The 13,601-nt window shown below is 54.1% G+C and carries 19 protein-coding genes; 11 read left to right on the forward strand and 8 right to left on the reverse strand.

The window, feature by feature from the left end; all coding sequences use genetic code 11:
• Nucleotides 1–49 precede the first annotated feature (49 nt).
• Nucleotides 50–445 (reverse strand): helix-turn-helix transcriptional regulator, encoded by a 396-nt coding sequence (locus DWW03_RS16775; RefSeq protein WP_220399778.1) that lies wholly within the window; start codon nt 443–445, stop codon nt 50–52.
• A 503-nt stretch (nt 446–948) separates the two neighbouring features.
• Here DWW03_RS16775 and DWW03_RS16445 point away from each other — a divergent pair.
• The 10 genes from DWW03_RS16445 (at nt 949) to DWW03_RS10040 (ending at nt 7,726) form a co-directional block, all read left to right on the forward strand.
• Nucleotides 949–1,137 carry a hypothetical protein gene (locus tag DWW03_RS16445; protein ID WP_147344299.1) on the forward strand — a complete coding sequence of 63 codons (189 nt, stop codon included), beginning with the start codon at nt 949–951 and terminating at the stop codon, nt 1,135–1,137.
• 17 nt (nt 1,138–1,154) lie between these two features.
• A complete protein-coding gene (locus DWW03_RS10000; protein WP_118406683.1) occupies nt 1,155–1,334 on the forward strand; it encodes a hypothetical protein in 180 nt (59 codons plus the stop codon).
• A 9-nt stretch (nt 1,335–1,343) separates the two neighbouring features.
• A complete protein-coding gene (locus DWW03_RS10005; protein WP_118406684.1) occupies nt 1,344–2,300 on the forward strand; it encodes a DNA cytosine methyltransferase in 957 nt (318 codons plus the stop codon).
• 77 nt (nt 2,301–2,377) lie between these two features.
• A complete protein-coding gene (locus DWW03_RS10010; protein ID WP_118406685.1) occupies nt 2,378–4,636 on the forward strand; it encodes a DDE-type integrase/transposase/recombinase in 2,259 nt (752 codons plus the stop codon).
• Nucleotides 4,637–4,643: 7 nt separating this feature from the next.
• Nucleotides 4,644–5,627, forward strand: coding sequence for an AAA family ATPase (locus DWW03_RS10015; RefSeq protein WP_118406686.1), 984 nt, complete (start codon nt 4,644–4,646; stop codon nt 5,625–5,627).
• Nucleotides 5,605–5,793, forward strand: coding sequence for a hypothetical protein (locus tag DWW03_RS10020; RefSeq protein ID WP_118406687.1), 189 nt, complete (start codon nt 5,605–5,607; stop codon nt 5,791–5,793). Before DWW03_RS10015 ends, DWW03_RS10020 begins: the two co-directional genes overlap by 23 nt.
• Nucleotides 5,794–5,798: 5 nt before the next feature.
• Nucleotides 5,799–6,050, forward strand: coding sequence for a hypothetical protein (locus DWW03_RS10025; RefSeq protein WP_118406688.1), 252 nt, complete (start codon nt 5,799–5,801; stop codon nt 6,048–6,050).
• A 5-nt stretch (nt 6,051–6,055) separates the two neighbouring features.
• On the forward strand, nt 6,056–6,709 hold the full coding sequence (locus tag DWW03_RS10030; protein ID WP_240047999.1) for a DUF3164 family protein: 654 nt from the start codon (nt 6,056–6,058) through the stop codon (nt 6,707–6,709).
• Between the two features lie 254 nt (nt 6,710–6,963).
• Entirely contained in the window at nt 6,964–7,434 is a 471-nt protein-coding gene (locus DWW03_RS10035; RefSeq protein ID WP_118406690.1) for a hypothetical protein, read from the forward strand.
• Nucleotides 7,435–7,504: 70 nt separating this feature from the next.
• Entirely contained in the window at nt 7,505–7,726 is a 222-nt protein-coding gene (locus tag DWW03_RS10040; RefSeq protein ID WP_118406691.1) for a hypothetical protein, read from the forward strand.
• Nucleotides 7,727–7,728: 2 nt separating this feature from the next.
• On the opposite strand, the gene DWW03_RS10045 is transcribed toward DWW03_RS10040, so the two are convergent.
• From DWW03_RS10045 to DWW03_RS10055, 3 genes are all read right to left on the reverse strand, one after another.
• Nucleotides 7,729–8,328 (reverse strand): hypothetical protein, encoded by a 600-nt coding sequence (locus DWW03_RS10045; RefSeq protein ID WP_118406692.1) that lies wholly within the window; start codon nt 8,326–8,328, stop codon nt 7,729–7,731.
• Nucleotides 8,329–8,406: 78 nt separating this feature from the next.
• On the reverse strand, nt 8,407–8,901 hold the full coding sequence (locus DWW03_RS10050) for a hypothetical protein (protein ID WP_147344300.1): 495 nt from the start codon (nt 8,899–8,901) through the stop codon (nt 8,407–8,409).
• Nucleotides 8,902–8,924: 23 nt separating this feature from the next.
• A complete protein-coding gene (locus DWW03_RS10055; protein ID WP_118406694.1) occupies nt 8,925–9,479 on the reverse strand; it encodes a phage virion morphogenesis protein in 555 nt (184 codons plus the stop codon).
• Nucleotides 9,480–9,533: 54 nt separating this feature from the next.
• On the opposite strand from DWW03_RS10055, the gene DWW03_RS10060 reads away from it, so the two are divergent.
• The gene (locus DWW03_RS10060; RefSeq protein ID WP_118406695.1) at nt 9,534–9,758 is read left to right on the forward strand and encodes a hypothetical protein; all 225 of its coding nucleotides are present in this window, start codon (nt 9,534–9,536) and stop codon (nt 9,756–9,758) included.
• Here the strand turns inward: DWW03_RS10060 and DWW03_RS10065 are convergent.
• The 4 genes from DWW03_RS10065 to DWW03_RS10080 are packed head-to-tail and all read right to left on the reverse strand — an operon-like array spanning nt 9,755 to nt 13,587.
• Nucleotides 9,755–11,344 carry a phage minor head protein gene (locus tag DWW03_RS10065; protein ID WP_118406696.1) on the reverse strand — a complete coding sequence of 530 codons (1,590 nt, stop codon included), beginning with the start codon at nt 11,342–11,344 and terminating at the stop codon, nt 9,755–9,757. The genes DWW03_RS10060 and DWW03_RS10065 overlap by 4 nt on opposite strands.
• 59 nt (nt 11,345–11,403) lie before the next feature.
• Entirely contained in the window at nt 11,404–12,666 is a 1,263-nt protein-coding gene (locus DWW03_RS10070) for a DUF935 family protein (RefSeq protein WP_118406697.1), read from the reverse strand.
• 33 nt (nt 12,667–12,699) lie between these two features.
• A complete protein-coding gene (locus DWW03_RS10075; protein ID WP_118406698.1) occupies nt 12,700–13,134 on the reverse strand; it encodes a phage protein Gp36 family protein in 435 nt (144 codons plus the stop codon).
• 3 nt (nt 13,135–13,137) lie between these two features.
• Nucleotides 13,138–13,587, reverse strand: coding sequence for an N-acetylmuramoyl-L-alanine amidase (locus DWW03_RS10080; RefSeq protein ID WP_118406699.1), 450 nt, complete (start codon nt 13,585–13,587; stop codon nt 13,138–13,140).
• Between the last annotated feature and the right edge of the window lie 14 nt (nt 13,588–13,601).

Below are 13,601 nucleotides of genomic sequence, written 5' to 3' on the forward strand. Positions count from 1 at the left end.
TTTAAACGTGGTTTGTGCGGGCTTTATAGTATAATGACCGACTGTCCCCCTATTTGAGCGAGTTCAGGCGCAGCGACGCCTTGATAAAAGCAAGCGCCCGGATGCGGTTGATGTGTATCTCCATCGGTTTGTGGTGCTCGTTATAGCTGACCAGCACGATGTGATCCGGTGTATCTGATTTTTGCAGGTATTTCACCGAAACGTGCTCGTCTCCGTCAATGTCGAACGAAATCAGATACATTTCACCCCATATAATGCTGTGCATGATGTCATGTACCTGCTTGTAAAATACGATGTCACCGCTTTTCAGCAGCGGGTACATCGAATCCCCTACGATACGCAATCCTCCGTCGCATTTGGGGATCAGTGTCGTCTCCATGACCTCGACGATCGACTGGCTGTATTGGTCTGCAAACAACGGAACAAGGCCAGCGACGGCCTCCATGTCATATATAGGTATCTGCTGGCGGTCAATCAGACGATCGGTTCGCAGTTTGAAAACCTTATCTACGGTAACATCGGCGACATTCTCCTCGAAAGTTTCCTCACCTTTCGGGTATTCGGGATTTGTCCCTAAATTTTGGAGTTTTCGTATTGGGACATTTTGGGGGACAACTTTGGGTGCATTTATATTGTCCCTAAATTTTGGAGTTTTGGTAAGCAAAATTTCTCCTTCTCCAGTCAACAGCCAAATAGGATTTACATCGTTATAATACGAGAGAAATCTCAATAGATTTTCTTCGGAGATACCATTTGGTTGGCTTAAAACACCGTTTGTTGTTCCAGTATCTCTATAAAAAGCATATTTTGTAATACCTTTCAATTCAAGGTATTGCAAAATTCTGCGTTTTATAACTGAAAAATCTCTCTTATTTTGTTGCATAATTGAGATAACTCTATTATATTTGCGTAAAGTTTACAACACAAAAGTATTCAATTTTTTTGATTATGAGCACAGAAAACCGAGAAAAACGATTGGAGACCATTCGGAACGGTCTCCGGCGCGGGGATAAGAAGCATATCGCACGCCTCGCAGGCGTGCATCCGGTGTGGGTCTCCTACGTGATCATGGGTCGCGGAGTAAGTGAGCGAATTCTGACGATCGCCGAGCAGATCATCGCAGAACGGAAACAGTAAAACTAATACATAGAAAGATGGAACAGCCAAAGCTCCGGTGCATCAAATGCAAGTGCGAAATCAGCGGCGCACATTACAATACCCCCGCGGGGCGGTATTGCTTCAAATGCTGGGACAAGGTTCCGGCCCGCAAGAAAAAGATGATGGAACAGCTGGCTATGGAACGGTTGGCAAATATGGGTCGCCTTTTCGAATAATTGCAATCTATGACCCACGCCTCCCTTTTCAGCGGCATCGGCGGTTTTGATCTGGCTGCCGAGTGGGCGGGATGGACGAACGCCTTCAACTGCGAGATAGACCCTTTTTGTCGAAAAATCCTCAAATACCATTTTCCAGATGCAGAACAATACGGAGACATACGAACAGCAGACTTTGCCGTTTGGCGAGACCGCATCGACGTGCTCACAGGCGGTTTCCCCTGCCAGCCGTTCAGTCTCGCAGGCAAGCGCAAGGGCACGGAGGACGACCGCTACCTCTGGCCGGAAATGCTGCGGGTTATTCGGACTGTTCGACCCAACTGGGTCGTTGGCGAAAACGTTTACGGAATTGTTAACTGGTCGGAAGGAATGGTCCTCGACACGGTGTGTTCTGACCTGGAAGCGGCAGGATACGAAGTGCAGCCGTACATTATACCGGCTTGCGGTGTCGGCGCGCCCCACCGACGGGACAGATGCTGGTTTGTTGCCCACCGTACAGACGCAGGGGTTGAAACAATGCGAGAAGGGCAAGACGGTTTTCATGCCGTTGGAGTTGCTGCCGACGCCGACTGCGATAGACGCCGGGTCGGGGCGTATCAACCGGAGCCTGTCTCCGGGAGCTGCGGAACGTCCGACATTGGCCCTTTCGGCCAAGATGGGCCTGTTGCCGACACCTACGGTCAACGATGCCACGAATTCCAGTCTCCCGGCCAGCCAAGTCAAACGCAAGAGCGGATTGCCCAGAATGGCAATGCAAAGCGACGAATACCGAACTGGAACGACTTCCCGACTGAATCCCCTGTATGTGATCGAAATGATGGGTTTCCCGGTGAACTGGCTGGTCTCTCCTTTCCTGCGTGGTGCCGGGGATCCATCAAAGCATGCGGCAACGCTATAGTGCCGCAGGTAGCCTTGCAGATATTCGAAACGATAAACATAATCAAGTACTATATGATTATCCCGTGAACGCGCAGGCATTGTTTCGGAGCGATACCGACACGGGAGCAAAAACAAGGTTTTAAACGGATTTAAACACGATTTTAATGATCCTGCCAAACGACATACTGATACGCGCGACCTCCGACGGGCAAACCGTCTGGGTGTCGCAGCGTATGGTATGCGAGGTATGCGACATTCCCGAGGAAACGCTTCGTAAAGGGATAAAGCGCTACAAATCCTCCCTTCCTCCCTCGTGGCGGAAGGTTGCCGATCAGTCGGATTTCTTCCTGGGCAAAAAGGAGGGCAAGGCCTGGCGTTGGGGCCGCAAGGGCGGGCAGTACTACTACGACTACGACCATATCCCGAACCGGAAACCGACCTGCTACCGGGACATGCTGCCCTCGAAAGAGGAGCTGATCGGCGCCGTCGAGGGGCAGAACCTTCGGGGCAGCCGCGAGCGCCAGGCCGAACAGCGTCGGATGATCCGGGAACAGGTGCAGCTTCTGATCGACAATACCGACATTGCCTATTACGAGGAGTACAAGGTCGGAGACCTGGCGGTCTACACGCAGGATAAGGCCCGGCAGATGGCTGTTTCTGTCGCCTGGTGCCGTTTTCTGAAACGTGCCCTGTCTCGGAACGAATACAAGCGGCTCGGATTCCCTACGCAGGCCGATTTCCTCGTTCTGTGTGTCGATCTTCTCGCCGAAGCGTCCCTCGAGGGGCTGCGGATCAAGAACGCTGACAGTTTGCGCAAGAAGATCGGCGGCATTCCGGAGGACCCCGGCCAGCTCCGGGAGTGGCTCGTCTCGGGCAAATACGGCAACGATAACCGCCGGATCATCGGCAAGTTCGAACTGGTAGACTACACCACGGGCGAAGTGATGAAGATGGACGCCCACGAGACGGCAATTATGACCTACTGGCTGAATCCCGGAGGCTCGGAAAAGGATACCAAGCGGGAACTGTGGCAACTCTATGCGGGAGACATGGAGGCGATGGGTATTGTTCCCGTGAAGCCTTCGACGTTCAATCACTACACGAACGCATGGAGCCGGAAAATGCTGTCGGCGAAGGAACGCCACGGCAAGAAGCATTTCAAAGATACCTATCGGCCCTATGTTCCTGCCAAACCGCTCGAGTTCGCTAACTCGCTGTGGGCCTCCGACGGTTCGGGCGTCGTACCGTACCGCTATCAGGATCAATATGGCAAATGGCGCATGATGAAGATATACGTGATGCTGATCTCGGATGTCGGCAGCCGCTACATCGCAGGCTATTCCGTGAGCCGGAAAGGTTTGCACCTCGAGGACGGCACGATGCTGCGGCAGGCGATGCGCATGGCGCTCGTCGACAACGGCAAGACCGAGGTGCTGGACTTCATCAGCGACAACCACGGCGCCTATACGGGCGAAGCCTCGAAGGCTTACCTGCAGCGCGTTTGCCGGAACTTTCGCACGATCGCACCGGGGAACTCTCAAGCGAACCCCGCCGAGGCCATGTTCCGGTTGTTTAAACGCCGTTTCAAGAGTTATTTCAAACTGCCTGAGACCTCGTGGAACGCCAGAAGCCTCGAAAGCATGGCGAATCCGGACTACTACGACATCATGGCCCTGCCGACCTATACGGAAGCTATCGAGAAACTGACGGTCGCCATCCGTGAATGGAACAACACGCGCCTGGAAAATGAACTCACTCCTTCGGAATGGTTTCATACACTGAAGAACGACCGGGCCGGACAATATACCGATCGGCAATACCGCCGGATCACGGGTGAAATGTCGAAGCGGGATTTAAGCTATCTACGGTCGATTTTGACACTCGAACGCGACGGCAAGGAGTACAAGTTCGACATCCCGACGGATGCTGGCACTGTGGCCCTGATCGCGCAGCACATGGGGTATGCTTCATCGTTCAAAACGCATGTCTATTGGAACTCCGAAGGGGCTGATGTCTACACGACCGACGAGGTTTACATGTTCACCTGTTCGCCTGCACCGCTGGCGTCGAAGTCCATGACCGAAGCAACCCCCGACAGTCTCCGGGCCCTGGCTTACTACAACCGCAAAGGTGCAGAGTTCGAGGAGATGGTCGACGGGTTCGTCGAGGATGTCGAAGCGGCAAAGGCGGTCATGGTCCGCGGCTATGACTTCAACATCCGGGACAACGCCACCAAGGAGGATTACAACGCCATGCACGAGCAGATCAGCGCCGCCGAATATGAACGGGGCCGTGCGAAGCTGGAGGCCAAGAAACAACGCGCCCGGGAGCGGGAGCGAAAGAAGGTAGACCAGGTCCAACAGCAGGCAGTGATCGACTACCACAAAAATCACATTTCCGATTTGTCAAAATACATCAAATAACCGCCTTATGGAAAAAATCAAAAAAGACGAAATCATTACTGCCGCCAAGCAGTACATGCAGCGGCACGGCATGTCGCAGAATGCCTTGGCGAAGACTTGCGGAATCAGCGCGTCGTATCTTTCCAACCTGCTGAACGGGGTCTATGAATACAAATCCGGCCCTGACAAGGTTACGGAGATCGCCGACCGCTATTTCATTACGCTTGCATCGGTGATCGGCTTCGAGATCGAGCAAACCTTTTGGAAGGTAGAGCCTACGCCGCAGTTTGTGATCGCCATCTCGGCTCTCGAACGTGCGCATCTGAACTGCACCGCACGTTTCGGCGGCGTGAAGATGATCATCGGCGAAAAAGGCTGCGGCAAGACCACGGCGATCGACCAGTACTGCAAGGCCAATCCGACCAACACGTTTCGTGTGACGATCAACGCCGAGGACGGCATCCGAGACATCCTCGAGGAGATCGGTCGCTTGCTCGACCTCGACCTGCCGATGCAGAAAGGTGCACGCCTGCGCCTGATCGGTTCCGAGTTCCGGCGCCGTGCGCTGTGCGGGGAGCGCAACATGCTGATCCTCGACGAGGGTGAGAACACCAAACTGCCGGGTATCCGGGCCTATAAAGCCATCTATGACATGATCAAGGGATATGCGGCCTTTGCGATCGCCGGAACCGCCGATCTGCTGAAACTGCTCGACAGGCTCGAACTGCGCGGTGTCAACGGCGTTCCGCAGTTCAAAAGCCGGATGAAGGCGAACACGATTATTCTGCCGCCGATCGACCGGAAATTCGAGAACTTCATGTATAAGGTCAAGGATGAAAACCTCCGCAAAATCCTCGTCGAGCTCTGCACCGATTACCGGGAGCTTAACGATTACCTCGAGCCTGCGATCATCGCCGCGCACAAGGACGGCGTGGCGCTCACGGACGACTATTTCAGAACCATGTACGGCATAATGAAAAACAACAACAATGGGACAGCAAAACGGTATTAAAATCAGCCCGGAACTGATCGCGGAATTGCGCAGGTTTGCCGGGACAGTCGCCCAAACCGGGGCAAGCATCAACGAGATTATGAGTGTCGCGGATGCAATGCGGCAGACCTTCCTCGACAATTATTCGAAGGAGGCCCTGAAAGCGATCAAAACCATCAAATCGTAATCAGTATGCCCGAGATCATCGAACTAACCAAATCATCGGCGGCAAGCCTGGACTGTCTTTCATACATGATTGACAAGCGCCGTAAGAACATACTGATCGCGGAGACCTATCTGAAGTTGCACAGGCAGAATCTCTCCCCGGAGCGGATCGCGCAGATCGAGCAAGACCTGGAAGACATGCGTTTTGGCTTGCACAACATGGAGACCGACTATTGCAGCATCGCCGGGGAACCTTACACTGACAAACGTAATTCTTAATCAATATCACTATGAAAGACGAACTGAAAGACATGACCGCCGACCAACTGGAACAGCTGCTCGAGCAGAAGCGGGCCGAGGAGCGCCAGGCCGCAGACAAACGGCGCCGGGACTATGAGGAGACGCGGGCCGACTTCGTGAAGCGTATGGCAGCCGAAACCCGCAATATCACTGGCCGGGTGCGCGAGTTCTACGACCTGGTTGTGGCCGAGACCGATGCTTTCCGAAAAATCATGCAGGAGTACGGAGCCACGCGCCGGGACGACCAGCTCGGCTACTCGGTGCAGGAGGGAGACTTCCGCCTCGAGGTGAAATGCAATCGGGTAAAATGCTTTGACGAACGGGCCGACGTGGCCGCCGCCCGGCTGATCGACTTCCTGAAGGCATGGATCGGCGGACGGGAGAAAGGGGCCGACGATCCGATGTACCAGTTGGCAATGACGCTCCTGGAGCGTAACCGCAAGGGCGATCTGGACTACAAGTCCATCAGCAAACTGTATGATCTCGAGGCGCAGTTCAACGATCCCGAATACTCGGAGATCATGCAGTTGTTTAAGGAGAGCAACGTCGTTAACGGCACCGCCATAAACTTCTACTTCCACCAGCGCGACGAGCGCGGTGTATGGCACAGGATCGAGCCGTCATTTAACCGGATGTAAGCCATGACTATCAGACCTTCCATATCCCTATTTATCATCTACCTGGGGCTCAAATTGGCTGATGCGGTCGATTGGTCGTGGTGGTGGGTAACATGTCCGTTGTGGATCGACGCTCTTTTTCACCTTATCCTTTTTGTTTGGGCTTTCTGTAGGGCGATTCGCAAACAGCTACGATCCTAATTCCCGAACGGTTTTCTGCGGCGGTTCGATTCCGCCGCCGGGAGCAACATGATTAAATTAAATATTGTAACAAAATGACCGAATTCGAACGCGGCGCAAAGGTTCGCCGGATCAATACTCTGATGTCGGCCTGCCGCCTGATCCCCAACCGGACGGACATCCTGGCGTTGTGGGATGCCCGCAGCTATGACGAACTTACCGACAATGAGATCGTCGCCCTGCAGGCATATATGGAGTTTGCCCACCGGGCCAAGACGACCCCGGCCACTGATGCGATCCGGCGTCTCCGGTCGCAGGTCCTGGCACACCTGACAAAACTCGGGATGTACGCTTCGCCCGAGGACTGGACGAAGGTGAACCGTTTCCTGCTGCAGCGGCGGATATGCGGGCGTCTGCTCTATATGCTCGATGCACAGGAACTGCAAGCACTGGTGCGCAAACTGCGGGCCATCGGAGACAAGAAGCCCGCCACGACCTCACGGCCTTCGGTTCAGGTGACGCCGATCTACATCATTCCGGGAGGCGGTCCGACCGTGGTGAACTGACATAAAAAAGCCCTGCAATATTGCTATCACAAGGCCGACCTGCTACAAAGATAGTCAATAATTGCGGAAAATGGCATACAACAACAAAAATCACATCCGAAAACGTGAGCATGCGGTGCGGATCACGAAGCAGTACTATGAACCCGGGCGGCAGGATAGGTGTCTGAAATGGGTGTGGAAAAAGTACATCTACGACCAGTTTCATGTCGAATATGCTGCCTATTTGTCCTGGCTCCGCAAAGAACGCGAACGCACGCAGCAGGACATCCGACAACCAACTCTGTTCGATTGATTTTATTCAGGGCTTTCGATCTGCTTCAGGTTGAAAGCCTTGTATTTTTCCAATTCACTCACAACCTCCGGATACTTTATTGGTAAACCGTCAATGAAACGATCAATGTCTTCTATTAAGTATTGCCGTCGCTTTAGGATAGCTGATTTCCGCACCAGTTGAGCGATGGCACTTTCCCAGTAGCGGCGGTAGTTTGAGGCGAGAGAACAGTATTTCTCACGGATCATCTCGTCAATATCCATTTTATCAGGGTGTTCAAGGTGTTCAAATTCCTGCGGGGTGATGGTTGTCCGCCAATTCGTCTCAAATTCGTTGATCCCTTTTTTTAGAATTGCAGAATAGTTGGACTGTCCGGATAGCCCTTTGAGTTCTTCAATGATATTACGAAGATTTTCCGCTTTCTTGAGTAGTGTGTGGTCCGAATTACACTCTTGAAACTCGCGCATAGAGGCAAGTGCAACGTGTACGGTCAGCCAATGATCCCGGGAACTGCTCGGATTACATTGAACTGCAGGGGTTATCGAAGTCGGAGTATGCTCTTTCGGTTTAGGGGTGTTGACGGGAGTTGTCAAGATTTTCCAAATTTTGCTCCAGTTGGACATATACGCTTGTTTTGTTTCAAAAATAGTAAAAAAAGCAATCTTATGCGAAACAGCCCGGCAAATTGCCGGGCTGTTTCGTTACGAGCGTTCCGTGGTGATGTCGATCTGGACGCCTTCGGCCTTTTTTCGCGGCTTATAGGCTGCGTTGTCCGTCCCGCCGAACCGGAACTGCATGACGTATTCACGGATCGCATCTTCACGTTTCACCCGCCGCAGGGATGTGCGCGTAAGGCCCGAAAACCCCTCTCCGGAGAGTCCCTGCAACTGGGTGTAGATCAACCGCAGCAGGACGAACATGCGGAATGCTTTGTTACGGTTCGGTGCGAGGGCTGAAATGTTTACGGGATCGAAGTGCGCTACCCGTACGGTCAGGATCGCCTCGCCCAGTTGCACCTTTCGCGTGCAGTCCGAGAACTCGGCCTCGGCAATGTCGATCAGCACGCACGGGAAATTGACGGGCGGCCGCTCGTTGTAGAAATCCAGCTGTCCCCAATCCTCGGCCAGATAGGCGATCTTCTCGGGGAGCAGTTCCAGCAGTCGGTCCTGGACTGCGATCATTGCATTTTCAATCATTTTAAAGACGTTTAAACGGTGTTTTACCGAGGTTGCAGGACTTTTGCGAGTTCCCGGAAAGCGCTCTGCAGGTTTTGGTGTATAACCTCCCGTACCGCCTGCCGGACACGGGGATGGTCGCCGATAAATTGGCGTTGTGGAATTGTTATATGATCCTTTTTTGTCAAAGCCATATTTTTCCAGAACTGCGCCTTCGCTGACAGCATTCGATTACGCTGGGTGTTGCTGGCCTGTCGTTTCTTGGCAGAGGTGGTAATGCCTCCGGCGTTTTGGCAGTACATGGCCCAAAAGAATTTTCGCATCCGGGGTGTGATCTTGATCTTTCCGCCCCGGTTGTGCAGCCCCATGTAGGGCGTATCGGTCGAGAACTCGACGCCGTTCTGCCGGATGGTCCCCCGAAAACTGCGCCGTCCGCGTCCCGTCACCTGCAGGAGCGATCCGCGTCCGCCGGGATAGGACCGATCCGGCCAGGGGCGGTCAAAGAATGCCCGCCGTTCGAAGTTGCGGTCGAACTCGTCGAGCAGTTCGACCTTCAGGTCGGTCAGGATTTTTCGCTTCAGATCAAATAATTTCGGCATTTCATTTGCTTTTCGCGTTTTAAAACGTTATTTTTGCGCAAAGCGCAAACTTTTATGAAACATCTGATTGACATAGAAAAGGAGCAACCTTATCAGTGTGAGGATTGTCGGCATTTCAAAGGAGGTATTCGGTGCGCCGCATTCGACGTGATTCCAATGTCGATATACGATAATGCCGAATCTCACAATAAGGTACTCGAAGGGCAGCATGGTAGCTATGTCTTCGAAACAGACAAGCCTCGTGAAACAATGCGCGTATATGAAGTTGCAGATATTTAGTTCTGCTTTTTCGCATCGTATTTTCGGTTTATAAGTTCACCTACCGCGACTGCCAAAGGTCGCGGTTTTTCGTTATTCCGATACTCGCTCCACGCTTCGGCAATAAATTCCTTTTGCGGCGTGTAATTGGACTTACGGAAGAAAGAGGTGCAATACGCATATGCCGACAGGTTATCGGCGATGAATCGTTCTCCTTGAGCTTTGGCCGGATTGTAGATAGCCAAAAAATCCGGATCAGTGTACAGCGAAAGCATTTCGTCTATTTTATGCCCAAGTTCATGGTCAAAAACGGCTTTAACCGTGTCACAACCTACCGGATGAAATTTGTGCTGCACATCATACTCCAGTTGCTTCTTGACCTTAGTCCCAGCCCAAGTGGAATTAAAAGCCAAACCATTCAATGCGTATTCAGTAAAATTCTTTGATGAATAGGCATACGTAGAGGAACTGCATCCGGCCATGCGTTTCGCCCAGTTCTTGGCATACTTACGCAATACGTCATCTTGCATCCCGGGATTTAGTTTACATAGCTCTGTGTATTTTACATCCTCCAGTGCTGCCACGCGCCCTTTTACTGACCCTACGAATTTGATTTTATCGCGAAGTTCCGGAAAATCTGTAAAATGGTGTGATACGCAAGCAAATATTTCCTGTACCTGCGCCATGTCGGATTTTTTAAATCCGTCGAGGCGGCATTTTACACCGAGCTGTGTGCGGAACGCTTCCTCGGCCTCGGCAATCGTCTTGGCAGCAAACCCATTTTTAACCTCCCGCTTGTCGGCCATATCGGTTATTACCGTTTTTGCCTGGATTGAAAGGTTGTAATACGGATGGTGTTTCGGGAAAATCACTCTATCCATGCCGGGATTGAAACGGAACATTTCAGCGCGGTTACGTCCCTGACTGTCGAGGTCCGTGGTCGCTTCGCGTACAAGCTGTGAAACCTCGTTCCGATCGGTGTAATCGTATTTGCCCTTGCGTACCTGCACGACCCTGCACCGACATTTCCATCCGTTCGGCGGCATGATCTCCGACCAGCACGGATCGTCCTGCGGACGGGTCAGTCCTTCGAGTTTCGCATGCGCGGGCCGTACTTTGCCGTCGTTGGCCGTGCGGTATTGCAGATCGTAATCATTCCCTTCTCGCTCGATTTCGGCCCATTGCGCCGCCGCCTGTGCGGAGTGTACGGCAAACTGATGTTCTGCCTCCAGATAGCGTTCGTTGTACTCGGGGTGTATCTGTCGGACCTCCTCGAAAAACTTTCCGAACGGTTTGATCCGTCCCCGATCATCGCGCAGGAGCTGCGAGGCCTCACGCAGTTCGTGATAGGTCTTGCAGCCCGAAAACACGAACACGTCGCGCCCGAGCCTGTCGGCCATTTCCGTCGGAATTTCAGCATCCTTCAGTCCGATGTTGACCCCTTCCATCAGGGCGTCGGTTATTTCGTCGATCAGCGTCCGGATCGGCTGATCCTCGAGCATGTCGGGACGAAAGTCCCCGGCCTTTTGCAAGTGCTTTGCGGCGTTTCGGAACGTCGACAGACGCACGACAGGCTTTTTGTCTTTGCCGCCCTCCGCTGCCAGCATCACCGGATCACCCAGTCCGTAGACCGCCGCCAGTCTTTCGTGCAGCCCCCTGTACGCGATCAGGGGGCGGTTGCGAAAAAATCGACTTCCCGGGGCTGCGGCACGGACAGCTGTCCCGGCACGGTGAAGGCCTTATCGGTGCAGACGATGCCGAACTTCTCCTCGATCCAGTCGTTCGGCACGTCCTTGAACTGAAGGAGCTGCACGACCATCGCCCACAGTTTTTCGACGTCCTCCTCCTGCTGCCAGGAAAACACGCTTCCCTCGGGCAGAATGCCTATGTACACCAGAGCGGGGATCACCGTGGAGTTCCAATATCCCGCCAGCATCTTACGGTCCGCCATCACCAGCTTCTCGAACAGCCGGATGCTGCTCTCCTCTTTGGAGCGGTTGCCGTTCACGGTGTCCTGTCCGATCACGGCTCCGTTCACCAGCACCGAGACCGCCTCCTTGCACAGGGCGATCAGGTTGTTGTAGACATCGCCGTTGGTGTCGGCTCCCTTTGCGAACTGGAACTCCTCCGTGCGGTCGATGATGAAGTAGGCCGCCGCTCCCATGTCGCGCAGCATGGCCTCGGCGCGGTCGAGCATGGCGGGGTCCTGCGTGTCGGTCTTCATAAACCGGGGCGGGATGCCGTATATCTCGCAGAGCTCCGACCAGCAGGATTGCGCGAAGCGCATGAACAGCACGTGCGGCACGGCCTTGTTCAGCAGGCCGTAGTCGTGATCCTTGCCGAACTCCAGGATGAAGTTCCCGAACTCCCGGACCTCGCGGTACTGGAGGCCTTTACTGTCGTCTTCCCGGAACAGCAGCATTCCCTTCTCGGGAATCACGTTCTGCCGGGGCAGCAGGGTGACGGCCACGGGTTCGGTTGTGTTCCCGGTCGTCGTGAGTTCCACGAGCGTATGACCGTACATCACGCTGTCGAGGATGTGGGTGTTGAGCTCCGTGACCCATGATGCCGCATTGAGGACCGCCGTAGCCTGGTCGTCGATCTCGTCGCCTACCTTGATCTCGAAAGGTGTCAGGAGCGTCGCCTTCTGCCGCAGTTCGATCTGCGAGGTGAGATGCGCGCAGAGCATCACGTCGTCGTAAAGATTCATCAGCCGTGCCCGGCGCGGATTGTCGACGTTATCCGCCGCGCGCAGCGCCGACCGCCAGGTGGCGATGTCGGACCGGGTCCGCGACAGGGTTTTCGGAACGATACTGCGGATGTAGCCCTCGCGCCGCCTGGCTGTTTTCGGACCATTCGTTTTTACGGCCAAATTCGCGGTCTTATTCGTGGCGTCGTGGGTTTTCCTGCTTCTGTTCTTTTTCTGCATTGTGTGAACGATTAAAGGGTATTTAAACGGTGTTTAGTCATCGAAGCCGTGGCGGAACTTGCGGCGGCTACCCATCCGGGCAGTGATGCGGACCTCTCCGTCTTCAGTCTTGAGCAGCGGCAAACCGGGTGCGAGGGGCTTGTCGGTACCCTTCAGGCCCGCAACCTTCTCGAGCCAGTCGATCGCCGCCCGGCGGTATTCACTGACCTGCTCGAAAATCAGATCGGTGTTCGCCCGGCGGCATAGGTTCCACACCGCGATATTCTTGCAGTGCTCCAGAAGCGTGGCGTGGCGGTCTTCTCCCGTGGCCGAGAATATCGCCTCGCAGTCGTATTTGGCATTCAGGTAGCTCCGCGCCTCGTCGATGGCCGCCAGGATCGCCATACGGATCGTGACGGCGCTTGTGGTGATGTTCTGCAGCTGGTATTCGCAGATCGCCGTGTATAAGTCCTCCTTTTCGATGAACATGGCTTACAGGCTTTGATATTCGTCGATGGCGTCGAAACACGGGCAGGCCTTCATCCACTCCCACGGCTCGATGATCCCGTCGCCGTTCAGGTCGGGCGAGAAGTCGCGGTGTCCGCAGATCATGGCGTCGGGGAACTGTTCGCGGAGTTGTTGCAGCAGGAAGAACAGCGACGCCTTCTGTTCCTCGGTGCGGGTATCTTTGGGCTTGCCGTCGGCGTCCAGTCCTCCGATGTAGCAGATGCCGATGCTGTTGGCGTTGCTGCCCTGCACATGGGCCCCGACCTGGGCGATGTCGCGGCCCTTGCGGATCGTACCGTCAAGCAGGATCACGTAGTGGTAGCCGACCTTGCGGAATCCCCGCTGACGGTGCCAGCGGTCGATGTCTTCGATGCCGAACGGCACCCCCTCTTTGGTTGCGCTGCAATGCAGCACGATATACTTGATTTTACGCATGTCGTTGAATATTG

It is taken from the genome of Alistipes sp. AF14-19 (assembly GCF_003461645.1).
Taxonomy (GTDB): domain Bacteria; phylum Bacteroidota; class Bacteroidia; order Bacteroidales; family Rikenellaceae; genus Alistipes; species Alistipes shahii.

Excerpts from the sequence above, each read along its gene's own strand:
- DWW03_RS10070 (WP_118406697.1), bottom strand. The coding sequence starts at position 12,666 with ATGCAGAAAAAGAACAGAAGCAGGAAAACCCACGACGCCACGAATAAG.
- DWW03_RS10000 (WP_118406683.1), top strand. The coding sequence starts at position 1,155 with ATGGAACAGCCAAAGCTCCGGTGCATCAAATGCAAGTGCGAAATCAGC.
- DWW03_RS10075 (WP_118406698.1), bottom strand. The coding sequence starts at position 13,134 with ATGTTCATCGAAAAGGAGGACTTATACACGGCGATCTGCGAATACCAG.
- DWW03_RS16445 (WP_147344299.1), top strand. The coding sequence starts at position 949 with ATGAGCACAGAAAACCGAGAAAAACGATTGGAGACCATTCGGAACGGT.
- DWW03_RS10020 (WP_118406687.1), top strand. The coding sequence starts at position 5,605 with ATGGGACAGCAAAACGGTATTAAAATCAGCCCGGAACTGATCGCGGAA.
- DWW03_RS10045 (WP_118406692.1), bottom strand. The coding sequence starts at position 8,328 with ATGTCCAACTGGAGCAAAATTTGGAAAATCTTGACAACTCCCGTCAAC.
- DWW03_RS10055 (WP_118406694.1), bottom strand. The coding sequence starts at position 9,479 with ATGCCGAAATTATTTGATCTGAAGCGAAAAATCCTGACCGACCTGAAG.
- DWW03_RS10025 (WP_118406688.1), top strand. The coding sequence starts at position 5,799 with ATGCCCGAGATCATCGAACTAACCAAATCATCGGCGGCAAGCCTGGAC.
- DWW03_RS16775 (WP_220399778.1), bottom strand. The coding sequence starts at position 445 with ATGGAGGCCGTCGCTGGCCTTGTTCCGTTGTTTGCAGACCAATACAGC.
- DWW03_RS10005 (WP_118406684.1), top strand. The coding sequence starts at position 1,344 with ATGACCCACGCCTCCCTTTTCAGCGGCATCGGCGGTTTTGATCTGGCT.
- DWW03_RS10065 (WP_118406696.1), bottom strand. The coding sequence starts at position 11,344 with ATGCTGGCAGCGGAGGGCGGCAAAGACAAAAAGCCTGTCGTGCGTCTG.
- DWW03_RS10060 (WP_118406695.1), top strand. The coding sequence starts at position 9,534 with ATGAAACATCTGATTGACATAGAAAAGGAGCAACCTTATCAGTGTGAG.
- DWW03_RS10035 (WP_118406690.1), top strand. The coding sequence starts at position 6,964 with ATGACCGAATTCGAACGCGGCGCAAAGGTTCGCCGGATCAATACTCTG.
- DWW03_RS10050 (WP_147344300.1), bottom strand. The coding sequence starts at position 8,901 with ATGATTGAAAATGCAATGATCGCAGTCCAGGACCGACTGCTGGAACTG.
- DWW03_RS10080 (WP_118406699.1), bottom strand. The coding sequence starts at position 13,587 with ATGCGTAAAATCAAGTATATCGTGCTGCATTGCAGCGCAACCAAAGAG.
- DWW03_RS10010 (WP_118406685.1), top strand. The coding sequence starts at position 2,378 with ATGATCCTGCCAAACGACATACTGATACGCGCGACCTCCGACGGGCAA.
- DWW03_RS10015 (WP_118406686.1), top strand. The coding sequence starts at position 4,644 with ATGGAAAAAATCAAAAAAGACGAAATCATTACTGCCGCCAAGCAGTAC.
- DWW03_RS10040 (WP_118406691.1), top strand. The coding sequence starts at position 7,505 with ATGGCATACAACAACAAAAATCACATCCGAAAACGTGAGCATGCGGTG.